Genomic DNA, 26,408 nt, shown 5'->3' with positions numbered 1-26,408 from the left:
AAGCCCGCATAAGTACCAATCATTGCAATCTGAGTCAGGCTTCACTGACAAAATTAAGCGCCTGAACTTTTTTAAGGTTCAAGCGAAGCCCGAATGAGCAACGCTGCTCATTCATTGCCTCCCAAAGCTTCAAAAACTCATGATGACTCAGCCGTCAGACGCTCGACTAAACCAGAGCGACGTTGGGTTTTATTGCGACAAGCGGCACGAATGCTGTCGGGTTCGGCATACAAACTGAATTCGCTCTTGGCGCGGGTAATCGCGGTATACAACAGCTCTCGATTCACCAGCGCTTGTTTAGCCGGCGGCAGTAGCATCACCACTTGGTCAAATTCACTGCCCTGGCTCTTGTGCACCGTCATCGCGTAAACACTCTGGTGGGCAGGCAAGCGACTAGGTAATAACCAACGCAAACCATTGGCCGACTCAAATGCCACCATCAGCTGGCCTGAATCATCGGCGGCACAAATACCGATATCCCCGTTATACAGTTGCTGCTCGTGATCGTTTTGCTCAATCATCACCGGACGGCCCACATACCAGACGCTGTCGGAGCTTGCCGGTAGCGCGATCAAACCCTGTTTCTGCAACAAGCTTTCCAGCCGCTGATTCAGCCCGCTGACTCCGAGTTCACCCTTGCGTAAAGCCACCAATAGCTGGAAGCGATGAAACAGAGTAAATACCTGCTGCATCGCCTCGCCTTGTTGCAGCGCGCTCAAATACGGCTGATAACCCTGCAGCACTCGCCCCAGCAAATCCTGATAAGTCGCTTGATTGAGTGCTTGATAGGGTAAATCGGGGCGCTGTGACATTAACAGTTCCAGCGCCTGAGCGGCACGGCCCTGATTGACTGCGCCAGCTAATAAGCCAATCCCCGAGCGGGCATCAAAGCGGTAGCTTTTGCGCAACAAACAGAGCTTATCGGCAATCGCTAACGGACTAGAAGCTTGCTGTTGCGCTAAATTAAAACCACTACAGGCTTGCAAAAATGCCACTAACTTTGCGCTATAACCGTGGCTGATAAAGGCGCATAAATCGCCAAGTACTGCACCGGCTTCTACCGAGGCGAGCTGATCCTTATCACCCAGTAAGATCAGCCGCGCCTGTTTTGGCATCGCCGCCAATAACTTCACCATCAATGGCAGATCGATCATCGAGGCTTCGTCCACCACCAGCATGTCTAAAGCCAAAGGATTATTGGCATGATGACGAAACTCGGCCCTGCCCGGGATCACCCCTAACAAACGATGAATGGTCGATGCTTGCTCCGGAATGGTGGCAATGGTTTGCTCACTGGCATTCAACTGATGCTTCGCGCCAATAATCGATTCACTTAAGCGTGCTGCCGCTTTACCGGTTGGCGCCACCAGCTGAATACTCAGGGGCGGCTTACCAGCGCTCAGCTGTAAGTCTTGCAGTAATGCCAGCAGCCGTGTCACGGTGGTGGTTTTGCCGGTACCCGGCCCTCCACTGATCACTAATCGAGTCTGATAACAGGCCTGTAGCGCAGCCAGCTGCTGCCAGTTGATTTGACTGCTGGCAGCAATGCCATTGACGAACTCATGTAAATCTTGCGCTTCAGTGATAGCTGCCAGCCGATTAAGCCAGCCGCGATTACTCAGTAAAACCGGGTCATTCACATCTAAAAACTGCTCAGCGTACACCGCCATTTGCTCGGCCGGATAACTCGATTTTGCTTGAAGCAACATCGCCCAGTCACTGCCAAACAAGGCTTGGATCCGAGTGCTAATGTCCACAGGGGAAAAGGCGCAAGCCGCCCCGATGTCGGAAAAATACTCGGCAACCTGCTGTTCGTAATGCCAGTAACGATGCAAATACAAACGCTGATACTGTAAGACCAGAGGTTTAGCTTGCTGCTGAGGGTCATTGGCTTTCGCGGCACTGTCGGCTTGTTGCACTGCCTCCGACTGGCTCAACAAGGCCAGCCAAAAACGACTCTCTTGATGGTGCTCTATCGGACAAGCCCCCAGCAACTCACAGCGCCTGGCCAAACTCGCCATATCAACACAAACGTGGCCCGCACTGAGTTCGTTGCTAACAATGGCCGCCGCAATCATTAAGGGCTCTCGATGCTCGCTGTGGGCAAAGGATTGAGCAAAGTGAAAATCTAGGGCGCTGATGGCCCCCGTTTGTTTCAGTTGTTGTAACCATGCGCTTGCCGGCGATGATTGGATTGCCGCTAAATCACTCATCAGCCAGGCCCTCGGCAGGTTCTGAAAGGAGCAACTCGGTGGGCAGAGTCTGCCCGGCAAAGAGCTGGTCGAGATAATGAATAAAACGCGCCTCCGGTCGGCTAAAATAAACCCCGTTGCGGCTTGCAGTTACAGCCTGTAACGGCTCAGCCATAGGGTCAGAGACTTGCTCGCCACTCATGCCACGTAAAAACAAGTAATACACCCCACCAAAATGTTGCTGATAGTCGTAGTCAGGTAAACGCTGGCCCAACCAGCGATGCAAAGCCAAGCTGTAAAGTTGATATTGAAAATCATAACGGTGCTCGACCATCGCCTCCATCATTGCCGTTTGACTATAATCTTCCACCTTGTCGCCTAAATAATTCGACTTATAATCCAGCACGTAGTAGCGGCCATCGTGCTGATACACCAAATCGATAAAACCTTTTAACATGCCCTGCACCGTAGCAAAATCCAACCCACTGGCTCCGCGGCTCAAAGGATCAAAATGGCGGATCAAACGATTGACTTGGCTGGCCTGAAGATTGGCAATCGGCAGCAAAAACTCCATTTCCACCAAACGCTGTTCCAAAGCAAGTTGATTCAGCCGATAGGGGCTGAGCCTGCCGCCATCATCCAGAGGGGTAGCGCACACCTGTATAAACATCTGCGCCAAGGGCGCTAACCATTTCAGTTCGCCTTGCGAGTTTAACTCGTTGTAGCTGGAGGCTTGCAGTAAGGCCGGCAAACGCTGGCGAATTTGTACGATGTTGGCCTGAAAATCCAGTTCTTCAAACAGCAAGTGCAAGAAAGTACCCGCCTCGGCGCCGCGCGGGAAGTCAAAAATGCTGAGCTGTTGCTCGGCCTGATTATCCACCTCGACCATACTCAGTTCTTCGCCAACGTCTAACCACGCCATATCGCTACTGGCATCAAAACCGGCATGATGCCCTTGCTGACGGCTTAAGGCGGAATAACTGGTGAGCCACCAATTACGGTTAATTTGGCTGGTGAATGCTCGTGCGGCATAACTGGGCTGCGCATCGCTGAGTCCTTGGTAGGGCGTGAGTGTTTGCTCACTGACCATTTGCCAGCCAATATCTGGATGCTGGCCGAGCTCATCCAAAATGGCGACTAAGGCGCCCGCTGGCAGCGGCTGATTTTTTTGCAGTAAATAACCCAAGGCACTTTGGTGTACATCGCTATCGCCCTTCTGAGCATTGCCTTTTTTCAGATCGGCCACACCTAAATAACAGCAATATACGGCGCGCGTAACCGCCACATACAACAAGCGTAAGTCTTCGGCTAAGCGCTCCTGACAAGCCGCTTCCATGGCCGGTTCACTCGCATCTAAGTCGTAAATAAAGCGCTCCCCTTGGTGATACAAGGCTTCACTGGCTTCGCGAAAGCCGAGAATAAATGGCAACATCACAATCGGATATTCCAAACCCTTACTCTTATGAATGGTAACAATCTGTACCAAGTTGGCATCACTCTCTAAGCGCAGCTGTTGCTCATCGGCATTGCCATCGGGCTCAAGCACTTGCTCGGCAAACCAGCGCATTAAGGCAGCATCACCATCGAGCTCAGCACTTTGATTTTGCAGTAATTCAGCTAAATGCATTAAATTAGTGAGTAAGCGCTCACCATAATTGTCATTCTGGCTTACCCAACGTTCACTAATGCCTCGCTGGCTCATCCACGCATAAAACATTGCCAGTACGCCACGCTGTTGCCACAGCTGCTGATAATCTGAAAACTCTTGGGAATAACGCTGCCAACAGCGCTCGTCAGTATTTAAATCATCCAGTTCTTGCAAACTCAAACCGAGCATTTTACAGGCTAAGGCGGCGCGCAACTTACGGTCGTTATGAGGCTCCTGACAGGCTAAGAGCTGCAAATAAAACTGGTAGGCCTCGGGGCTTTCAAACACGCTATCGCGATTGGATAAACTCACGCTGGCAATATTTTGTTTGGCTAAAGCGGCGGCCACTTTGTCACCTTCGCGGCGAGTTCTCACCAACACGGCGATATCACCCGCGGAAACGGTTTTGCCGCTATCACCTAAGGTGGCCGCGCCAGTTTGGCCAGCTTCCAGCAAAGCTTGGATCTGTTGAGCGCAGACCAATGCTTGGCCATTAATATAATCTTCACTACGCACAAAGGCCGGGTTTTGCTGATACAAGAACTGCATCGCGGCCTGGCTTTCACCGTTGATCTGCAAGCCACTCAACTGCTTTTTGGCGGCATCAACCGCCATAAACTGGATCGCATCATCATAAATAAAAGGCCGCTGATGCCATTCAAACAGTTGATTACAGGCATTCACCATGGCCCCCGTAGAGCGCCAATTGGTGGGCAAGTTGTAACGCGCGACCACATTGTTGCGCGCCTGCATGTAGGTGAAAATATCGGCACCACGAAAACCATAAATCGCCTGCTTGGGGTCACCAATTAGCATTAAGGCGCAGTCGGCTCGGTCCATGTATAGCTTGCTGAAGATTTGATATTGCTGGGGATCGGTATCCTGAAACTCATCAATCATCGCCACCGGATATAACTCGGCAATCTGCCTGGCCAGCACCTCGCCCTGCGGCGCATTCAGTGCAGTGGCTAAGCCTGCCAGCAAATCATCAAAACTCAGCAGCTGTTGCTGCTGTTTTAGCTCGCTAAAGCGCTGGCGAATTTGCGGTAATAACTGGGCCAACAACAAGCTTTTGATGCTCTGCTCCTGGCTAAATAAACGCTCGATAGCCACAAAGGCCGGATGCTCCGGCGGCTGCCCCTTGGCTTTCACTCCATTGGCTAAATTCTCGGGTGTGAATTTTTGCAAAGCCTCACGCAGAGGCTTGCCAAGAAAGTCGCTGTCGGTTGGCGCATCGACAAATTGATTAATCAAGTTTAACCATTTTTCCAGCGAGGCTTTGCGAAACTTATTCCCATTCAGTGGCGCACTGGCAAGCAACTCGGCAATATCCTGAGCCGCTGGTTTCCACAACTGTTTAAAGGCCTCGATACGGGCAATTTGCTGGGCAAAAAAGGCGGTCAAGTCTTGTTCATCTGGCACCCCTTGCAACTCAAAGTGACTTTGATTGAGCAAGCTGCCAATTTCCTGATGCAGCTGCTGTGGGCTGGCCCAACATTGAACAATTCGACTAATCAGTGGCACCGGTAGCGGGTAAAATCGCAACCGCCAGCAATCTTGCACCGCCTGCAAACGCAAATGAATTTCGTTAGTTAAAAACTCCATTTCAAAGGGCAAGCCGCTCTCAAAGGCGTGTTGTTTCAGCATTCGCTGGCAAAAACCATGAATGGTGAATACCGCCGCCTGATCCATATTTTGCTCAGCCAACAACAGACGTTGCGCCGCAAGAGAGTGATCGCTCACCTCATCTAATAATTGCGTGATAAAGAAGTCGCTACTTTCCCCTCGTAAAAAAGCGAGGCGAGCCTCATGAATTTTTTCACGAATTCGCCCACGTAATTCTTGAGTGGCCGCTTCGGTAAAGGTCACCACCAAAATTTGTTCTATATTCAGTGGGGTCAACTGGCCGTGCTGACTAAACCCCTGTGCAACATCTCGTGCATGCCCTAGCAACAAACGTAGCACTAAAGCGCCAATGGTATAAGTTTTACCGGTGCCGGCACTGGCCTCGATCAGCCGCGCACCATTCAGCGGAAAGCTAAAGGCATCTAAATTCTGGCTAGCTAAAGGTGACTCAGTGTGAGCTTGGGTATTTGAATCAGACATTAGCAAACGCCTCCAGATGTGCCATTAAGGGTTCGAGTAAACGCCGAGTATTGGCTTCGAACTGTGGCCAGATATCTTCTAAGTCACTAAGCTGGGCCTGAATATACGGATCATCGCCTTCGGCTTGAGCAAAAGCCCCTCCCGTAAACTGAGTGCGCGCGGCGCGGCGGGCTTTCTCTAGATTGACGTCACTGAATTCGATGCTGCCGGTTTTTTTATCTTTGCATTGGCTGATCCACTGCCAGGCGCTTTCTATCGGTAATAACAGCGGTTGCTGCAAGCCAGCATGCAAACAAGTCAACCAGTCACCCAAACATTGCACAGCCAGCCCGGCCTCTATCGGAGCAAATTGCCAGCCATTTTTGCGACCCATGATATAGCTGCTGATGGCTTGCTCGGGTTGCGCCGCATGAAACACCAGATGCCATAACCAGGCTGCCACTAAATCTTTTCCGCGAATACTTCCGGGCCGATAAGTCACCAGGCCTTGCCCGTAGCGATGTTTCAGCCAGGCCGATAAGCGGGTTTGCAAAATACTATCTTCAGCGACGTAGTCGATATCGATGAACAGCTGCTGAGGCTCTAAGACACCGCCCGCTAATAAGGGAAACAGCGTGTCGGCCAAGGGCTGCATCTCTTGCCATTGTTGCTCAAATGAGACCTCTGCAAAACCGCCGTGGGGTAGCGCGCCTGCGGCATGTAAATAGTCAAACTGTTGCTGTTTATCGGCATTCTCCAATTGTTGCTCGAGTAGGTGTAACTTCATGCTGTAAGCGGATAAGCCTTCCACCACAAAGGGTTCGGTTTCTTCTAACTGTTCCGATATTCGTGGAAAACTTACTTTTAAACGCCGCTGATAAAAATAAGCAATTGGCGAGCGACTAAAAGCCAGTAGCTCATCCATTTCCAGATCGGCTCCCCCCCCCTCCGAAATCAACGGCGCGGCTTCCACGGAGGATATTTTAACCTGCTGCTGTGCCGCCACCGCCGGTAGCCAGCGCTGCGCATAACTAAAAATTTTAGGTGAATCTTCACCGGGCGAACCGCTCGCGAAGGCAGCTTGATAATACTCCGCTGAAAAAGGCTGCAAAGGATGTTTGCAACGCAGCTGTGCCAACAGTTTCTCGCCTGACTGATCCACATTCAGCTTTTCATCTCCCACCAGCGCACAACTTTGGCTAAGGTAGTCACACAGCTCTGCCACCAGTACCGAGGGCGTTTGTTCGCTATTATCTTTGGCGCTATGTGCGATATAAGAGATATATAAACGCTGCTGCGCCGCTAACAGCGCTTCCAGGAATAAATAACGGTCATCGTCTCGGCGGCTCCGGTCGCCACGCTTTGGCGGATTATCCGCCATTAAGTCAAACCCCAAACTCGGTACACTGCGTGGGTACTCGCTGTCGTTCATCCCCAGCAAACACACGACTTTAAAGGGAATGGCGCGCATTGGCAGCAGCGTGCAAAAATTGATTTGACCCGCCAGAAAACGCTGACTGCCTCGCTGTGAATTGAGTTGATTACGGCAATAATCAAGGATCAGCTCTGGGCTGATATCGTCTTTATAATCACTTGCCGTGCATTGCTCCGCCAGCGTTTCAAACAGCTTCAATAAACGCAGCTGCTCAGCTTCATCATCACTATCAAAACGATAGATATGTTGCAGCAAAACTTGCAAGCGCACTCGCCACTGCTCGGCCGGAACTGCGGCTAATAGTTGCTGTTCCAGTTGCATCAGCTGATCAATAAAATCGGCCAACTTGCCCACGGCTAAGGCACGCTGCCCCTGCACCTCATCATAAGCCAATATGCCCTGATACAAACCCACCTCGCTGGGCATGGCATAACCGAGTAACATCCGTTTTAGACCAAATAACCAAGAATGGGTTTCATCTTCCGGGGCTTGCCAGCGACTGCGATCACTGCCATCTAAACCCCAACGCACTCCGGCTTCTTTGACCCATTGACGCAAGGGTTTTAACTCATCCTGAGTCAGCTCAAAACGGCGCATAATCGCCGGCACTTCTAATAGCGCTAACAGCTCGGCGGCCGATTTACGCTTTTGCGGTAGGGCCAGCAGCTCTAAAAAGCTTAATAACACCGGATTTTCTTGGGTGGCACTGCGATCAGAAATGGCGAAAGGCAAACGGGTTTCGGCGCTGGCGCTGCCAAATACCGCCTGAATCATCGGCCCATAACGGTTTACATCTGGCACCATCACAATCACATCTCGCGGGCTTAACTCGGGATCTTGCTCAAACATCGCCAGCAACTGATCATGTAAGACTTCGAGCTCACGACGTGGGCTATGACAAAGATGTAGCTGAATACTATGATCACCGGGCTGAATCAGCCGTTTATGTTGACTGCTGTCAACTTGCTGATAATCAATCGGATCGTGCAACTTGAGGATATCGTCTTGCAACAAAGACAATAAACGAGGGCTTGCTTGCTCAGCGACATTACTGGCAAAAATGTCGGTTTCTTGTTTATTGAGTGGGTGCAGCAACTCGATGTAGTCACGCCCCAGTTTGCCCATTGACGCCAGTAAGGGATTCCCCACTCGCTCAATCTCTGCTTGTTGCTTCAGCAGCGTCATCACATCACGCACATCGCCCCAATAGTGCTCCGAAGGGTTAGTTAAAAATAGGTGGATATTGGTGTGTCGCGCCAGAGCATCTAGGGCCTCGATATAGGCGGGTGGCAGCGCCGAGATACCAAAAATAAACACCTGCTCGGGCAGGCCTTCAGGTGCTGCACTACTGAAACGCAGCTGCTCAACAAAATCGATATACATATTGCCACGGTGATAGGGGGCGTCCATCGAGCCTACGGTGTCGTCCACCAAATCACGCCATAAAATCGGTTGCCAGGGTTGACTTTGGCTCACTTCGCTTAAATCATCGCCATCTTCCCAAGCACTGATCCACTCGCTACGATAGACCAAGTATTGGTCATAAATATCGGCCACCTTTTGCGCCAATTGCCACAGCTTACGGCCTTCAATGGCGGCACTTTCATCGTCACCGAGTAAATAATGGCGCAGCGGCGTAAATTCAGCTTCACGAAGTCGTTGTGGCAGTAAACGCATTAAGCGCCAACTCATGGCTTCTTTGTTAAAAGGGCTTTGTTCGGGCACATCTTGCAGTACCAAATGGAACATTTGCCAAATAAAGCTCGCAGGTAGCGGAAAAGCCACGTTTGCCACAATGCCTTGCTGCTCAGCCAGTTGCAATTTCAACCACTGTGCCATGCCCGGGCTTTGCACCAATATTTGTTGCTGAGTAAATGGGTTAGCGGGAGCCTGTAAGGCCATCACTTTGCTTAGCAGTATTTGCAGTGTGTCTAAATGATTACTTTGATATAGATATAACAAGAAGGCGACTCCCTTGAGCTAGGCAGCCTGTATTGTGCCAGAAAAATACTACGAGAGAAGAATGGCTTTGGCAATTGTTAGCTAAACCCGCTCGGTCTCTCTTGAAAGAAAGCTACTGGGAAAAAATAATTCTGCGCAGCGCCGAATAATCGAAGCTGGTATAACCACCGTAGCTATTTCTGGCGACAAATAATCCCTTGGCTTGCTCAGGAGCTGGCAGCTTAAAGCTCAGGCCGCTATGCGTAATGGCAACATATTGATTTGACACATAGTAGTAACGATTGGCAGCTTGAATAAAAGCCAGTTCACTCAACGATAAATAGATGGGTTTACCGTCAACATCAAGTGCCAGCATGCGCTGCTTGAGGCTGCCGTCGGAGCTTTGAACTTGTAAATCACTCATTTCCATCCACTGAGAGTCATTGCCGGTTTGCAACCACACCCGAAGGCCTTCTGCATTAGCACTGCCAAATAATAGAGAAATGCCTATCAGCATCCATTTCATCATCTACTCATCTTCCTCATTGAAAGCGCCATCAATACTAGAGGTCATACTGAACCGCAGAAATTCTTAATTAGCAGCATTTTGATATTCGCTTATTGACCCGCACCGATGAACAAGTAAGCTCAAGCAATCGTCACATAAAAACAATCACAGCTACGATTACACATGCAGCTAATTTCCTTGAACATCAACAAATTGAACGCGAGTTACAATACAATTACCAGCCAAATCATTGCTATTTTATCTCGACCAACAGTAAATCATCAGTCCGTCAGTAAAAATGAGAGTTAGGCCGCACTTGGCTCAAAGCAAAATCCGCTTAGTTAGACAAACGATGCAGCAAACGATCCATGGCCCGATAACTCAAGGCCTCTACTAAATCTTGACGCTGAATATCAGCTTGCTGTTTCAGATCAGCAATGGTTCTGGCTAAACGCCATACTCGATGGAAGGCCCGTGCCGACAAGCCTAGTTGGCTAATGCTCTGTTCCAAAAACTCGCTATTGGCTGGATTTAACTCAGCATCACGATGCAGCTCTTTACCGCTTAGTTGGCTGTTGAGTTTACCCGCTCGACACATTTGCAGCTGCCTTGCCCTACTCACCCGCTGTTTGATCTGCTCACTGGACTCGCCAGTTGCATGTTTGGAAAGGGTGCCCTGCGGTAGTGCCGTGACTTCCACACTCAAATCAAAACGATCTAAAAATGGCCCCGACAACTTACCAAGGTATTTCAAGATCTGATCGGGGTTACTGCGCAACTGCTGTCCCTGATAATAACCACAGGGCGAGGGATTCATCGCTGCGATCAATTGAAACTGAGCAGGAAAACGCACCTGCAAAGCAGCACGCGAAATGTGCACTTCACCGGACTCCAGCGGCTGGCGCAGGGCATCGAGGGTGGCCCGAGAAAACTCCGGTAGTTCATCTAAAAATAAAACGCCTTGGTGCGCCAGGGTGATCTCACCGGGCCGAGGATTGGAACCGCCACCCACCAAGGCGACCATCGAGGCACTATGATGAGGGCTGCGAAACGGCGGAACATACCATTGCCCCAATTCGCGCTGCTGAGAGCTTACCGAAGCAATCGCCGCCACTTCAATCGCCTGCTGCTCAGTTAAGCGAGGCAAAATACCCGGCAAGCGATTGGCTAACATGGTTTTTCCGGTCCCTGGGGGACCCAGCATCAACAAATTGTGTGCTCCCGCGGCGGCCAATTCGAGTGCGCGCTTGGCCAGATGCTGACCCTGTACCTCGCTCATGTCTAATAAATTATTGGCTTGACTCGGTTCTTCAGGACTGGCCATTTGCAGCACAAAGGCCTGTTGGCCATTCAGCGTGGCACTCAAGGCTTGCAAACTGGCACTGGCATGTACCTTGGAATCCGGCACTCGCGCTGCCGCTTGCGCGTCTTGTTCTCCGGTCACCAACGTGAACCCTTGCTCACTCATCGATAGCGCGGTGGCAATCGCTCCGCTCACAGGGCGGATCGCCCCCGATAACGCCAACTCACCACAAAAGGCCATTTCGTCGAGGCAGGCTAAAGGAACTTCGGCCGCGGCGGCTAAAATACCAATGGCAATCGGCAAGTCGAAACGACCGCCACTTTTCGGCACATCGGCTGGCGCTAAGTTAACGGTAATTCTCTTAGCAGGAAATGAAAAGCCGCTATTTAATATCGCACTACGCACTCGATCTTTAGCTTCTTTGACCGAAGTTTCCGGTAAACCAACAATATTAAACGCCGGTAAGCCGTTGGCTAAATGCACTTCTACCGTGACATCTAGAGCCTCCATCCCCAATAAGGCACAAGTACGTACAATCGCTAATCCCATAAACATCCCAACGCTATTAACTAGTTACATAGTAGACGTATTTATCGGTGACTGTCCTTGAAGCATCTCATAATTTAAAAAAACGAAGGAGATCTTGGTACGTTGTCGGCCTGATAAGACTATCCTGAGGCATCTCATAATTAAAAAAACGAAGGGGATCTTGGTACGTTGTCGGCCTGATAAGACTATCCTGAGGCATCTCATAATTAAAAAAACGAAGGAGATCTTGGTACGTTGTCGGCCTGATAAAAGTGCGCCCTCAAAACAGGCATAGCCACTTTGAATGATTAAGCCTCGAAAGATATTGTCACAAGGCGTAGAAGGAGCGATACGCCGCGGATAAAAGCCGCTACCATATGCTTTCCCACATAAAAAATCCCCAGCAAAAGCCGAGGATTGATTCATCGCACTTGATCAAATCAGTTATCGCTCACCAACAATACACTGCCTTGAATCACAGTCGGGCCGAATGAAATAATCTCGGCATTACGGACATCAAATGTGAAAATTTCACTCGAAAGCTGAACATGAGTGTTACTCCAAACATAGGCTCTAATATCACCAGCACCATAGCTTTCCTGATTGGTTGAATAAGGAAAAGCGTTGGCGAAGGCTTTTCCATTTAAAGCAGGGTTCCGGCATGAACGTTCAGCCAAAGTAACCAATTCTTTAATATTGGGCATGCGCCAATTCGCTTTATCAGCGAAATGATATAGGGCATGATTTGGGCTGTTATTAATCGCCTGTACATCATTCAAGGCAGCCTGCCAAAACATTGCTTGTCCTTCTCCCTCACAGCGCTGTTCGGTGCTGCTCCAGGTTTTTCCCAGCGGGCAGCGCATCCAAGTTAAACCGGTACTTCGATCACTCACAGTTCCATTCGCATTAAATTGATAGCGGACATTGGGCGCTGTTTTCGACATCGTTGAAGAACATTCTTGAGCCGCCATTCCAAGCATAGGCACCAACAGCAGTAATACACCAAGTTGCAAGCATCTCATTAGTTTGACTCCACTTTTGATACTAATCGAATAGGTAATTGATAAGACGTCCAAAGATCGGGTTCGGTCTGATCACTGTAAATAGCAACTGGATAGGTCGTTCCTCGATAAATACCGCGAGTCATTGCGGCTAAAATATAGCGACTGCCCGGAATTTTGATATCTTCATACTCGGTAAAGAATTCATCAGAAGTCCAAACTTCCCCCGCAGCGAGGTCACTGGCAATACTTTGTCGCGGAAAGTAAGCACGCGTCAGCCCATAAACATCACCCAATTCATCCTGCTCTGATTCGCCAAAATCAATTAAGTCATAAAATTCAGCAAATTTGGGTAAACGCCAATGCTCTAAGCCACAAACCTTCTGCTCATTTAAATACTCAACATAATCTTCAGTTGAGCAAATACCATCCTCACAGCTAATGGCCGCTAAATCTTCACTGTAAGGTTCAAAGGTACCTCTCACTTGGTAAACAAATAGTCGATCCTTAAATTGAGGTGAGGATGGCTCATCCGTTTTGTTCTCCCATATCAAGCCGCTGCGTTCGTCTCTCACACAAGACCAATGTACTGCAGTCGATGGTAAAGCCGCACCATTCTCATCTAACTTAGTAAAATGAAATCCGTCATTGAGACTATCATGACCAAAATCAGCATCTTGACCGGGATAATCAACTGGAGCATTTGTGGTATCACCACCATCGCTGAAATAGGTCTGCAGCCCGGTATCATTAAGATCTTGCTGACGGGTGCCGTAACTCAACTCTGCAAGTAATTGAGATACCGCATTATCTGACGGAGCACCCGCCAATAGCAGGGCTTGATAATCCGACAAATTGGAACTCAATACCCCAAGCTGCGTGTCAGGTTGCGACTTATCCATGGCAGAAATCACCAGCAATAAGTTTTGCTCTAATTGTGCATACTCGCTATCACTTCCTTCATTAAGCAACTCATCCGTTGCTGAGAGTCCCATCGCATGAAGCTGTTGCTTGACATGCTCGATCGCATCAGACAAGACTGCTCCGCTCGCTACCTTTGCAGCAACGAGAGTGGTGATTGCATTAATCTGATTACCACTCGCTTTTCTTTGTCCAGGCGCGACCAGCAGTGCATTTGCCCCACCACTTTGTGCATTGACCTTGAGCGAATGTGATGTTGCTGTCACCCCTGTATCCAGTTCAACAACCAAAGGCGCGTCTAGAATGGCCTTATTAGTACTGCTAATGGAAAAGCTACCATTACTGCTGATTGCGCTGGGTTCATTCGCGGCACAAAGAAAATCGCCATTCAGATCGGCACAGACCTTTTCGTCCCCCTGCGCAGCCAGCGCAGTGATCGTTCCTGAGACCTGATAAGTGGGAGCACTGATATCGGAGCCTCCGTCCGAGCCACCACATCCGCTTATGAGCAGAACAGCAGCAGCTATAGATAATTTTGTTTGCATAGACTTAAGTTCTTTTATTTGATTTAGATTGAAAAAAATGACGACGCCACAGCAAAACCAATCCAATCACTAGAGAACCCCATGAAACGGCCCCCCCAGCACTTGAAGTATTCGTCGCGTTATCGCCAGCCCCTGTTGAATCGGTCTCGGTGGTACAGTTATATTGTTTGACACGTCCAACGGCCCACTCAAGCAAGTACCCTGTATTTTCAGGCACATAGTCCGTTAACTCTAAGCGCCAAGTGCCAGCCATGCGCTCTGCAGAAAAAGCCTGAATAATCGGATCGTGTTTCGCAACCCAATAAAAAGTTCGCGATGGTGATGAGTAACGAGTCGGCTGCATAAGAATTTGACGTTTCCCCGAAGGTGCAACCAGTGTAATTTCTAAGTCAGAGAACTGACTGTGTTGCAACTTAAGGTAAATACCCAGCTCATCAGCCGCCAAGGCGTCGTCATCGGTAATGATGAAATTGAAACTCTTAAAACCGTAATTCAAGGCACCCGAGTCAGAAAGCGTTGCATCAGGAATCAATGATTGTTGCAGCCTCGTTGGCTGATTGAGTTCGGGGAGCCCAAAAACCAGAGCAGATGAGTGAGACCAATCAAGTGATTTTAGCGTCGTGTCATACTGATAAGATAATTGAGTGTTAAGTTTGAATGACTCGCCACAAGTAGCGGAGTCAGTAAGACTTAGCTCGGTTGAAAGTTGGGTAAATTTATCTGATTGAAGCCGCTGAGAAACCCCAGTAGACGTTTCAATTCTACCCGCGACACTTGCTTCTCTTCCCTGACTAAAAAGACGTATCGCCAAAGGAGCAGCAGGCGTGACGTAGCGACTATCCATTTCTATGCGAAATGGCTCTTTGACTAAACCATGCGCTACAAAGTTATCTTGTAGCAGCGTGTGGTAAACACGTTCTGGATAAAGTTGCTTGGCCACATACAACATGCTTTCCACAAGATCATGCATCTTCATGCCACGGCCCATGCCATACATGGATTCCAGAACTAAACGGTCGACTTCTTCAAAGGCCACCTCACCATAAAGTTCCACCCCTTGTTTTAAGGTTTGAAACAAAGGGCTTGACCAAAGTTCATCCCCCAATTCGCCAGCTACACTTTCGTGAGCACGGTACTCGCTTTGCTCAAAATAACGCGCGCGTTGATTCCACAAACTACGGGTTGAAATTTTATTTCCAAAGTAGCCATCCCAGTTAAACAGTGTATCTATTTCAAAATCACTTCCTTGCTGGTAAAGCTTGCGATAACTATTAGAACCCGCCCAATAGTCCGCAAAGCCTTCCGCCATCGCACCACTGTGCCCATAACCCCAATCTGGAACAATGTGATAATGGATTGCATGACCCAATTCATGCACCACAACATCAGCATCGAGTGCATCTGGTGAGCCACCCCCCAGTCCAAACATCACCGCTTTGGGCCCCATAAAATAACTAGAGTTGTTATCGCCTAAGCCTCTGGCATCAAAACGAATGGGCCCAGAGAAAAGGTGATAACCCAAGGATTCGAGATACTGTATGGATTGATCAAGTTGATAAAAAGCCATCAACTGGGTGAATTGAGGGCTAGCAAACTGCAGCGTCTGTATATCAGCGAGTTGTGAAAATTGGCTGATCTCTTCTTTTGCGGAAAACGAAGCGCTATCGCTTTGAGACCACTCTAAAGTTTGTGGATCCTGCGCTTCTAAGTACTCGGCATCAACCTCTGAGACTCGACTATTAGACAAGTAATATTTGCCACCACTATTTAATAGCTCAACTTGTCGAGTGACCAAATGTGGTGCCAGAGGGTAATCAGAGACCTGCTGCCAAACCTGCTCTGGGGCAGGCAAGCGATCCATGGTTCGTAGATCCGGATCGACAACCTCAATATTAGCCTTAACAATAACGCCAGAATCCAGAGCCGGTGGCGCATCGGCTTTCAAACGCCGAGCGTGCTCCAGTTCGCCCGCCACTGAGGCAACGCCATCACGCAAAATCGTATCATCTAAGCTTTTAAAAACTCTCTGGACTAAGCCTGAATGATCGCTATGCACCACGATAGTTCGCTGGGGTTTATATTCCCCATCCAGCGTAATGTTAAAATTATACTGATGGCCCAAGCGACTTTCGCTCTGATAACGGAGGCTAGGCTTACCAATCGTTGGATAATGGGACTCTACATAACGTTTCGCTTCTTGCTGATCAAGCACCACGTTATTGCTTGCTGGATAATCCCACTGGCCGCCCAAAGCACCAAGAGGCGTTCCAAATAACACCAGAAATATTAACCGTTTCATGCTCTCTCCTTAAAATACATAGCGCGCATTGACGGTAAAATAGCGCCCAGGCTGAGTGGAATATTTGGTCTGCGAAACGCCTACACCTGCAACATCCTGATAACGGGTATATTCTCGATCGAGTAAATTAATCACATTTAGATTCAGCGATAGATCTTGACTCAATGCGATCCCAAGCCCGAGATCCAAAGAATACCAAGCCGTTGTTTCTGCACACTGGCTCACGAGGCCGAACGCATTGGAACAGCTCGGAGTCCGATCCATCGCGTCAGCCCAGTTAATCCGGCTGTAAGCGTCAAATATGCCCTGCTCAAAACTCAGCGATAAATTTCCTTCCAGGGGGGTAATGGCACGAACATATTCACCCTCGTCGTTTTTCCCGTTGACCCATCCAACTGCGCCTGACAAGCTCCAAGCTTGATTCAAGGCATATAAAGTAGAGAGCTCGGCACCATATGTATTCACGCCACTGAGGTTTTCATAGCGTTTCTCAAACAATCCGCTAGACGCATTAAAGCCTGCGTCGACAACACTGATGAAATTTTCGAATTGGTTATAGAACACCGCCGCGTACACACGTAATACGCCATTGTCGAACTTACTTCCAAGTTCAAAGCTATCGCTGGTTTCCGCTTTCAACTCAAAGTTAGGCAATACAACAAAAGGTGTAATCGGCACGAACTCATGACTGATATAGCCGTAGGTTTTGTCGTATTCTGGCGCCCGATAACCGTGCTTATAACTGATATAACTATTTAACTCAGGGGTAAATTGATAGGCGAGCGAAAAACTCGGCGACAGCTCACTACTGCGATTATCTCGAAGGCCATCAAATTGGATCGCTGAACTATCGTCAGCCGTCAACTGATGCGCATCAAAACGCAGTCCAATCATGCTGGTCCATGCATTCAAGGAGATAGAGTCTTGTAGGTACATACCAAGAGAATAACTACGAGCAGGAGCAAAAGGAGTCGATGCAGTGGAAGTCGAACCATTCCAATCAGAACGGGCATCATGAGTAGGACGATCATGATACGCCGTTTCTGCGACGGCACCGTAGACAAGTACATGGCTGAGACTACCGCTGTACAGTTCTTTATTCAGATCAATGGACCATCCCAACAATTGGTCGTTAAACTCACGTTGATCCAACTCTCGACGTAGTTCTCTAATCCCGTTATTGTTGCGGTCCATCAGGCGATTTGTATCTTCATCAAATTCGCTGACCCGGTAATAAAGCTTGGTCTCTAGGTCATCCATCCACGCCTTGGAGGCTTGATATTCAGCACCTAGCCATGCGAGATAAGTGGTCGTAGTATCTTGCTCGGTATAATCAACAATGTCCCAAGCCCCATCGGCCTGCACCGATGCAGTGCCCTCGCGGGTATTCATTTGCTCACGGTAAATCTCAGCTTTCGCTTTCAACAACAACTGGTCGCTTACATCATGATGCACGCTATATTCAAAACTAACGCCTTCAAGATCTCGCTGATATAAGTCTTGTTGATAGTTTCGTGTTTCTTCACCGGTCCAATAAGCGCCCGAAATCAGACTACTGGTATCACCGACCCGAAAAGCCAAATTAGAAGCCACTCGATATTTATGACTAATCCCGCTATAAGTTGTTGCTATATCAGTATAAAAGTCCTCATCTCCTAAATAGTCTTCCGGACTGTAAGATTTGAGAATAACCACCCCTCCGATTGCACCGGAACCATAGCTGGTTGAGCTCGCCCCTTTTACCACTTGAATTTGTTTTAGCGTGGCGACATCGAAAGAATTTCGTCCAGCGCTGTCATTTAAGTCATCTGCCCCAAATCCATCTGATGTAGCAATACCATCTTTCACAATCGCAACTCGATTCCCCACCATGCCTCGGATAGCAATGTTCTGGGGCCGACCAGCGCCTCCCGTGACGCTAATCCCCGGCTCCTGATTTAGCACATCATATAATTCTGTCGCCCCCGCCTTACGCATATCATCATTGTTAATCACCGCCACGCTGCCAGCCGTTTTCGAAAGATCTTCTTCGTACTTGTTGGCAACCACAACGATGGTTTCTAAGGGGGCGATGTCAGATTCGGCGTGCACAAAGCCAGCAACAATTGCGCTTAACACAATCATGCTTAGTCGAGACGGTTTCATTTACAACTCCGTTTGCTCAGATGGTAGTAAGTAGTGGATCAAAAATGCGTAGTCCATGGCCTGCTGGGCCAACGCCTGGCGCCGGTCCATAGCATGTCCGCTTTGAAAGTCGGTTAATAATAAATAGGGGCCGCGGCCTTGGCTGCGCGCAGCTAACAAAGAAAGGTATTTAGCCCCCTCCCAATACGGTACTCGGCTGTCATGCCAGCCCACTCGCACCATCGTGGCAGGATAATCCAACGCCCCAACGTTATTCACCGGATCATAATCAGCCATAACCGCCAGTTCATTAGCCTGACTGGGATTACCCCATTCATGATATTGCTGTGCCGTCAAAGGCTGTGAAGCGTCAGACATACTCGCCACCACATCCACAAAAGGCACATTGAGGCTTACCGCTGAAAAGTACTCAGGATGTTGATTAACTGCCGCCGCGATCAGCGTTCCGCCGGCACTGGATCCCATTGCTGCTATTTTCCGTTGTCCTTGTTTAAAACTCTGCAAAGTCTTAGCCGCCGCAACAAAGTCGGCGATACCAGCAGGTTTATTGACCCCTTTACCTGCGGAATGCCATGCCTCTCCGTAATAGCCACCGCCCCGTACGTGAGCAATCGCGTAAATAAAGCCTTTATCCAATAACGAGATGATTTGCGACATAAAATACGGCCGCATCGTAAAACCATAAGCACCATAGCCATATAACAAAACCGGTGATTGCCGATGTAGCATGCTGCTTTTGTAAGCCAGCGTAACTGGGACGCGCACCGAGCCCGACTGAATACTAATTTGCTCCGTTCGGTAGGCTGATTGCTGAAACCCCGGATAGGCATCTTCACTAATCAACGAACGTTGAGCATTACCAATATGAAGACGCTCCCACTTCGCGGGCTGAATCATTGACATACTTCGAATATGGACAATATTGCTGTTAAAATCACCGATGCGACTAATCCAACCAACGGCCCCCTCCGGAGCCATCGCTAAGTGCAGAGGCTCCGCTTTGTCATAGCCAATAATGACTAACTGATCCCGCCCCTGCTCGTGTTCGTGGATCAGGATGCCTGCGGCAAAGAGATAGAAATGCTTCAGTTCTGCTGACGATTTGGGGATATATACGACTTGCCATTGTGATGCACCTAAGGCACTTTGGTATAAACCAAAATTGCCGGTATGGTTGCTGTTAATATAGAGCTTGCCATGCACCACATTAGCGTAATACTCAATACCATTTTGGCGTGGCCGAATAGGCTCTAACAGCGCTCCTGTAACGAGGTTGAGTAGTCGCTGCTCCGACATCACCTCATTATTTAGCTGGATGACCGCATATTCCGGATCACTTGCCACATAGGCTGACAAGATCCACTGAGGATCGGACTCCATCAACTTTAGTTGAGACCGTCCAGTATCAAGAAAGTGCTCGTAGAGAGCCACTCCAGCAGGCTCTGTACTCAGGTGTTCAATCGTATATAAGCGACGACTATCGCGTCCCCATAACAAAGCGGTTTCACTCTTGATTGCCACTTGCAGAGCCGTCGATTGAGCTAGATTAATCACAACGATACGGTAGTTTTCATCGCCCACGACGTCTTCAGCCAAGGCAAGGTGTTTTCCATCGGGGCTGAGTGACCAATTGGCTAAGCGATAATAATCATGTTTTGCAGCCCGCTGTTCGATATTCAATAATATGCTTTGAGACTGGCTGTTTCGCTTACGCCGAGCAATCACCCGCTCACCATTCAACCAAATTTGATTGAGTTCGTCATCACCTCGAATTAACCAAGGACTTTCAGCTTTAGCTGATGCAGCATTCTGCCACTGCGCGATCAAGGATTGCTGCAAAGGTTTTAAGGGGTTTAGCGTTAGTTGAGCGGAGCGATTTTGTTGTTCAAGGTAGGCTCTAACCGAAGCTTCATTATGAGGTTCAGCTTTTAACCAGGAAAAATCATCAGCAGCATAACTAGAGTGCTCCACTACGACACCGAGCAAAAGCAAAAATACAGACATCCATTTCATACAACAAAATCACGGCAAACCATAAATAGTGGCCGTATTCTGCACTCAAATACAAATGAGATCAATTATCATTTGTATTTGAGTGCAATTTATTGAACTTGTTTATTCACTGAAACTAAAATTTTCAGTGAACTCAAACCTCCGTGTATCCAAATTTTATTTCGGAAAAAGTTCACAAAAATCACGGTTCAAACCGTAAAATTCAATCCTCTAAATACCACATAAAGGTGATTATTCAGTTCGCTGTTATATGATTTTTATACCTATTTATCATGCAGATAGATAACAATCATCGCCATTCAATCATTCGTTTAGACAATTCAAATCAGCGCTAAAAACGAGTTTACCAATGTCCACATAACATTCACGTCTACTATTTCCGATCAACAAAACATTGCTGTTGGTGATGCTGCAGCGCCACTAACACTGCTTTGCGATCGATTAAACCAATTAACTTGCCAGCTTCCACCACCGGATAATTTTTGGGTTTGTTCTCCAGCATTTGCTTGGCCAGATCTAAAACACTTTCAGCAGGGCTCACGCTCAACACATCTCGATTCATGATGTCTTCGACCAACGCACTCTGCTCACAGTAGTAGCCTGCTTGCAGCATTTGCGCCACACAATCCTGCTCGGAAACCCAACCCAATAAATGATTTTGTTCATCTACCACTGGGGCACCGATTTGTTGTGACACAATCAGTTTTTCACTCACGTCACTAATGCTTTGTTTCAGCTTTAAACTCAAGAATTGAGTTTTCATATAATTTTTAATAGTTAGGTTTTGCATAAGACCTCCTTGTTTGGCCATTTAAATGACCGATTAGTTCTAACTATAGTTGGCAGGGAGGAGGCTGTGAAATGGCTAATACCTATTAGATTGATAGGTGCGAGGCAATTAAACGTTTGTCGTTCAAGGATATGAGAGCCGCGATCGAAACAAGTTTTTCGCGTAAAGAGCAGTCACACTGCGATAAACAAAGCAAACTAGCACCCTGCTGATAAAACAGCAGCGTGCTTTGGCTCCATCAAGTCACAGGTTTCTGGCCAAAAATGTTCTTGCGACCCAATTATCGGGCAATTTCAGCGAACACTTGATCGAGAGTCGACACGATGAAGTCTGCTTCTTGTTGGCTCAAAGTGAGCACCGGACACAAACACAGGGTATTATTAAAACTTGTGAAGCTACGGTTGGTGCGACCAATGATCAGACCTTTTGCCATGCACATCGCCGCAATTTTTACCGCCACGCTCTCGTCGACCGGAGTTTTCGAATCGCGATCACTGACCAGTTCAATACCCAGTAATAAACCCTTACCCCGCACATCGCCAATGATCCCATGTTTGCTCTGCAAGTGCTTGAGTTGAGCCAGCAAATAGTCGCCCATCACCTTACTGTTATGCACCAATTCTTCTTGCTCAAGAATGCGCATATTTTCTAATGCCGCGGCAGGGCCTGCGGTACAACCGGCAAAGGTACTAATATCGCGAAAATAAGCATCACGATCGCTGCTGTCGGCAATAAACTCATTGAAAACTTGTTCGGTAGTCACGGTGCAGGAAATTGCGGCATAACTCGAGGCAACCCCCTTCGCCAGAGTAACGATGTCAGGTTTGATGCCATAATGCTGATAACCAAACCACTCGCCAGTACGACCTAAACCGCAAACCACTTCATCAATGTGCAGTAATACATCATATTTTTTACAAATTTCCATGATGCTTGGCCAATAACCTTCGGGCGGAGTAATCACCCCACCACCAGCAGTAATCGGCTCTAAAATCACCGCGCCCACGGTATCCGGTCCCTCCCGCAGTATAACTTTTTCAAGCTCTTTGGCGGCCAACACCCCGTAGTCTTTCACCTCGCCAAACTGACTCCGATATTCACAGCAATGCGGAAATTCGACAAAACCAGGTACAAAGGGGCCATATTGCATGCGCCGCTCTTCCTGACCGGTGGCACTTAAGGTTGCAATGGTTGACCCATGGTAATCGCGTTCACGATAAAGGATCTTATGCTTCTTACCGCCATATTTTCGATGGGCTATCTGGCGCACGATCTTAAAGGCTTTTTCGTTAGCCTCAGAACCTGAACTGGCGTAATAAACGCGGCTCATACCGGGCATTTTAGCTAACAGTTTTTCGGCAAATTCAGCTGCTGGGATCGTGCCTGCGGTGCTGGCAAAAAAATTAAGTTGGGTGAGCTGTTGACTAATCGCCTCAGCGATGGAACTACGTCCATAACCTACGTTCACGCACCATACGCCCCCCGCAGAAGCATCTAAGTAGCTATTCCCTTTGGCGTCCCATACGCGCGAACCTTGCCCCTTCACCATGACCATTGGATCTTGAGTTGCTAACACGCTGTGCTGGCTAAGGTGATGCCAAACATGTTGACGATCTTGCTCGATGGCCGCGGCATTAACTAATGACATATCGCTACTCCCTGAGACGAATGACTGACATAAAACATGAACAGACCTTAACTCGGCAACACAGCAATGCTTAGGACCAGCAATTCGAATCCATGGAGCCAGACAAAAAGAACAAATTATTGGGAGCACACTGGCCTAACACTTAGTTTCATTGGCCCTATAGTAAGAACTTCAAAGCAGGCAAACTCAAGCTTTTGCTCTAGGGAGTGAGCATGGACAGTATTGGCTTAATGGTACCGGTGGTCATGCTGGCAGCCTTCGTTCGAGGCTTCACTGGGTTTGGTTTTGCTGCGATCGCCATCATTGGTATGAATCTGTTTTTTACCCCTCAGCAGAGTGTACCTGTGATTTTGTCGCTGGATTTATTGTGCAGTTTGAGCCTGTGGTCTCAGGCGCGACGACAGGCGGATTATTCGAGTTTAAAAAAACTAATGTTCGGCTCTTTACTGGGGATCCCGCTGGGCTTAGGTCTACTGATTTTACTGCCAGCAGAATTGCTCAAACTGTCAATTTGTGTATTCATTTTGCTATTTTCGTTATTCCTTGCCTGCAACATTCGCTTCCCCCACATGGATAAACCCTTAACTGCAGTCCTATTTGGTTTTCTATCCGGTGCAGGCACCGCCAGCGCTTCGGTCGGGGGACCAATGGTGGTGTGTTATATGCTGTCGAGTCCACTCAAACCACAAACACAACGCGCCACCATGATTTTGTTTTTTATCGTGAGCGAGCTGTTATCGGTGCTGGGCTTAATCGTGAGCGGAGTGTTTAATTGGCAGGTACTTAGCCACATAGGCATATTGCTATTACCGACCATGCTGGCCGTAAAGATCGGCCAAACGGCGTTTAATCGTTGGCCGCCACGCAGCTTTAAACATATCGCCCTACCGGTGATGGTGCTAGTCGCCTTACTCGGCATGGGTGCTTCAGTAGAGAAGATATATTAAGGCCGGAACGCGCCGTCGCTTAAGTGTCGCGAAACAAACGGCAACGGCTGCCCCCTCAATAGGGAGCAGCAACGTCTATTTAGCGCTTGCTTAAGGCTTGATCGATGTCTGCCGCACTATGGCGCTCGGCAAGGAATTCACCAGCTTCACCAGACGAACGATTCACAATACGTCCACGTTGAACGGCTTCACGAGCGGCGATGGTTTGCGCCCAAGCAACAACATGGGGATAAGAGCCTACATCTAAAAATTCAGCAGCATCATAAAGTTTGCCCAGTGCCAAGTTGCCGTACCAAGTCCAAATCGCGATATCTGCGATAGTGTATTCTTCACCCGCTATAAATTTATTGTGAGCCAAACGCTTATCCAGCACATCTAACTGACGTTTCGCTTCCATCGAGAAGCGATTGATCGGGTATTCAAACTTCTCTGGCGCATATGCATAAAAGTGTCCAAATCCACCACCTAGATACGGTGCGCTACCTTGCAGCCAGAATAACCAGTTTAAAACTTCCGCTTTAGCCGCTGGCTGTTTGGGCAGCAAGCAGCCAAATTTTTCGGCTAAATAAAGTAAGATGGCGCCCGATTCAAATACTGAAATGGGGGTCTCACCGGAGCGATCCACCAAGGCCGGGATCTTCGAATTAGGATTCACCTCGACAAAACCTGATGAGAACTGATCGCCCTCACCAATGTTAATCAAGTAAGCGTCATACTCAGCTTCCGTCACGCCCAGCGCCAATAGTTCTTCGAGCATAATGGTCACTTTTTGCCCATTTGGCGTTCCCATCGAATACAACTGCAAGGGATGCTCCCCTACCGGTAGGTCCTGTTGATGCCGGGCTCCCGAATCCGGTCGATTCACACTCGCCCACTTACCACCATTTTCATTGTCCATCGTCCAAACTGTTGGAGGGGTATACTGCTCTGCCATCGTGCTTCCTTCTAGTTTATTGTCTAGGATCATTATCGCCAGTTAAAACCTTCTCACTTCATTTTTCCAGCCGTTTTTGATTGGTTTAGTAATTAATTGAAATTAATAACTTAAAACGGCGGTTAATCCGTCCTCAAAAATCTAAGCCTTCGCCTGTATATTTCGCTTAGTGCGCGGACAAAGCGAAGCTTGTGTGGCCTGTCTCAAGCATTCAACTTAGATATTTAGAATATATTCACTAAAGGTCTACAATCATTGTAAGTTATGTTTTCTATCAGAAGCACTTATGAAAAACCTATTCTCTAGTCTGCTAATCAGCTTGCTATTTGCCTGCAGCAGCACAACCATTAAATCACCAAGCCTCGCCAAAGCAGAGCCCGAATGCCTCGGTAGTGTAGCGCTACCCGCAGATATGCAAGACCAATTCGAAGTGATTGATGATCAGCAACTGTTAAATCAAGCTTTAGGCAAGCCAAACCAAGGGAAACTGTGTCAGGGACAAGTTTATCGAAGTAAGCTTGCCACTCAAGTCACCGTTTATCGAGCATGGAATAGCACCAACCCCAATAGCCAATTTGGCCAATGGTGGGCGTTTCAGCAACCCTCTGGGGAAATCGCAAAATACCGCGCCGACTATGAGATCTGTTACCAATGGTCCCCGCTCGACAAATTGGTTCGCTGCACTTTAAAGCCGCAGACAAAAGTGGTGGTCGGTAACGGCCAAAGTGCCGAATGCTCGGCCTATTTAAGCTACCCAGTTTCCTCTGAGCAACAAATATATATCGACGATGCCGAGAACTCGTTGCTGGAATGCAATACACTTAATGGCGAATTTAGCTGGAAATAATCGACAACCAAGGTCTTCCTGCAATACTTGCGATTTATTTGCCGAAAGAATCTTTCACTTTCAACAACAAAATTGCCGATGCGAGGGTGAAAGTGATGATATTAGCAATAATAATCGGTAAATCTTCGAGTAAAATGCCATAAACCAACCATAAAAAAACGCCTAATACGAACAGCGCATACATACCGAGCGATATCGAACTGGTATCTCTGGTCTTCCAAGTATGGATCACCTGTGGAATGAAAGCACAGGTGGTACAAAATGCAGCGAAATAGCCCAGAACTGTCGAGTCGATAGACATGACGATGTTTAACCTCTTCAATTTATTTTCAAGCTGCACAGTATGCACCTTTTCGTTGAAAAACAGAGCACTAACTCACAAATGTGTCGTTAATATGAAACTGTAAAATTAACTTGAGTTCAGAATAAACACCGCAGCACCAACCGGATATAACTTTATTACGATGCAACGCCCAACGCCCATGGTCAAACTTCAAATACCCACTCAAGAACATTTTATCAAGTAACCGCCTTTCGCTCACAGCTCAATCGATATATCACGCCTAAAAAGCCTCTGGTTGGGGCTGATAATACTTGCCCTTATATTAGCCCCTGATATAAAAAAGCCCGGCGAACCGGGCAAACAACATGTCAAAGCTAAATCTTTACGCTACATCA

The 26,408-nt window shown here is 48.2% G+C and carries 16 protein-coding genes; 2 read left to right on the top strand and 14 right to left on the bottom strand.

Annotated features, from left to right (window positions below; all coding sequences use genetic code 11):
• Window positions 1-137 precede the first annotated feature (137 nt).
• From recD to ACRRS1_RS01955, 12 genes are all read right to left on the bottom strand, one after another.
• Window positions 138-2,213 (bottom strand): exodeoxyribonuclease V subunit alpha, encoded by a 2,076-nt coding sequence (recD, locus tag ACRRS1_RS02010; RefSeq protein WP_432468509.1) that lies wholly within the window; start codon window positions 2,211-2,213, stop codon window positions 138-140.
• Window positions 2,206-5,946 (bottom strand): exodeoxyribonuclease V subunit beta, encoded by a 3,741-nt coding sequence (gene recB, locus ACRRS1_RS02005; RefSeq protein WP_432468510.1) that lies wholly within the window; start codon window positions 5,944-5,946, stop codon window positions 2,206-2,208. Before recB ends, recD begins: the two co-directional genes overlap by 8 nt.
• Entirely contained in the window at window positions 5,939-9,322 is a 3,384-nt protein-coding gene (gene recC / locus ACRRS1_RS02000) for an exodeoxyribonuclease V subunit gamma (protein WP_432460743.1), read from the bottom strand. Before recC ends, recB begins: the two co-directional genes overlap by 8 nt.
• A gap of 112 nt (window positions 9,323-9,434) precedes the next feature.
• Complete coding sequence (locus tag ACRRS1_RS01995) at window positions 9,435-9,830, bottom strand: hypothetical protein (RefSeq protein ID WP_432454820.1); 396 nt, start codon at window positions 9,828-9,830, stop codon at window positions 9,435-9,437.
• A gap of 316 nt (window positions 9,831-10,146) precedes the next feature.
• Window positions 10,147-11,661, bottom strand: coding sequence for a YifB family Mg chelatase-like AAA ATPase (locus ACRRS1_RS01990; protein WP_432468511.1), 1,515 nt, complete (start codon window positions 11,659-11,661; stop codon window positions 10,147-10,149).
• A gap of 419 nt (window positions 11,662-12,080) precedes the next feature.
• The gene (locus ACRRS1_RS01985; RefSeq protein WP_432454852.1) at window positions 12,081-12,662 is read right to left on the bottom strand and encodes a DUF1566 domain-containing protein; all 582 of its coding nucleotides are present in this window, start codon (window positions 12,660-12,662) and stop codon (window positions 12,081-12,083) included.
• The gene (locus tag ACRRS1_RS01980; RefSeq protein ID WP_432454853.1) at window positions 12,662-14,107 is read right to left on the bottom strand and encodes an Lcl domain-containing protein; all 1,446 of its coding nucleotides are present in this window, start codon (window positions 14,105-14,107) and stop codon (window positions 12,662-12,664) included. The genes ACRRS1_RS01985 and ACRRS1_RS01980 overlap by 1 nt, the downstream gene beginning before the upstream one ends.
• Window positions 14,108-14,111: 4 nt before the next feature.
• On the bottom strand, window positions 14,112-16,406 hold the full coding sequence (locus ACRRS1_RS01975) for a proprotein convertase P-domain-containing protein (protein WP_432468512.1): 2,295 nt from the start codon (window positions 16,404-16,406) through the stop codon (window positions 14,112-14,114).
• 9 nt (window positions 16,407-16,415) lie between these two features.
• Entirely contained in the window at window positions 16,416-18,551 is a 2,136-nt protein-coding gene (locus ACRRS1_RS01970; protein WP_432454855.1) for a TonB-dependent hemoglobin/transferrin/lactoferrin family receptor, read from the bottom strand.
• Window positions 18,552-20,555: a prolyl oligopeptidase family serine peptidase gene (locus ACRRS1_RS01965; RefSeq protein ID WP_432468513.1), complete on the bottom strand. Its 2,004-nt coding sequence runs from the start codon at window positions 20,553-20,555 to the stop codon at window positions 18,552-18,554. It abuts the gene before it with no gap.
• A 382-nt stretch (window positions 20,556-20,937) separates the two neighbouring features.
• Window positions 20,938-21,354, bottom strand: coding sequence for a CBS domain-containing protein (locus ACRRS1_RS01960; protein ID WP_432454857.1), 417 nt, complete (start codon window positions 21,352-21,354; stop codon window positions 20,938-20,940).
• A 280-nt stretch (window positions 21,355-21,634) separates the two neighbouring features.
• Window positions 21,635-23,002 (bottom strand): aspartate aminotransferase family protein, encoded by a 1,368-nt coding sequence (locus ACRRS1_RS01955; RefSeq protein ID WP_432454858.1) that lies wholly within the window; start codon window positions 23,000-23,002, stop codon window positions 21,635-21,637.
• A 212-nt stretch (window positions 23,003-23,214) separates the two neighbouring features.
• Between ACRRS1_RS01955 and ACRRS1_RS01950 the strand changes: the two genes are divergently transcribed.
• A complete protein-coding gene (locus ACRRS1_RS01950) occupies window positions 23,215-23,949 on the top strand; it encodes a sulfite exporter TauE/SafE family protein (RefSeq protein WP_432454859.1) in 735 nt (244 codons plus the stop codon).
• Between the two features lie 79 nt (window positions 23,950-24,028).
• On the opposite strand, the gene yghU is transcribed toward ACRRS1_RS01950, so the two are convergent.
• Entirely contained in the window at window positions 24,029-24,883 is an 855-nt protein-coding gene (gene yghU, locus ACRRS1_RS01945) for a glutathione-dependent disulfide-bond oxidoreductase (protein WP_432454860.1), read from the bottom strand.
• 286 nt (window positions 24,884-25,169) lie between these two features.
• Here yghU and ACRRS1_RS01940 point away from each other — a divergent pair, with 286 nt between their 5' ends.
• Window positions 25,170-25,730 (top strand): hypothetical protein, encoded by a 561-nt coding sequence (locus ACRRS1_RS01940; protein ID WP_432468514.1) that lies wholly within the window; start codon window positions 25,170-25,172, stop codon window positions 25,728-25,730.
• A 34-nt stretch (window positions 25,731-25,764) separates the two neighbouring features.
• On the opposite strand, the gene ACRRS1_RS01935 is transcribed toward ACRRS1_RS01940, so the two are convergent.
• Window positions 25,765-26,031 carry a SemiSWEET transporter gene (locus ACRRS1_RS01935; RefSeq protein ID WP_432468515.1) on the bottom strand — a complete coding sequence of 89 codons (267 nt, stop codon included), beginning with the start codon at window positions 26,029-26,031 and terminating at the stop codon, window positions 25,765-25,767.
• Window positions 26,032-26,408 lie beyond the last annotated feature (377 nt).

It is taken from the genome of Agarivorans sp. Z349TD_8 (assembly GCF_050870825.2).
In the GTDB taxonomy this organism is placed as follows: Bacteria; Pseudomonadota; Gammaproteobacteria; order Enterobacterales; family Celerinatantimonadaceae; genus Agarivorans.
The sequence above is the reverse complement of the archived record's forward strand: the minus strand, read 5'-3'. Positions and strand labels throughout refer to the sequence as shown.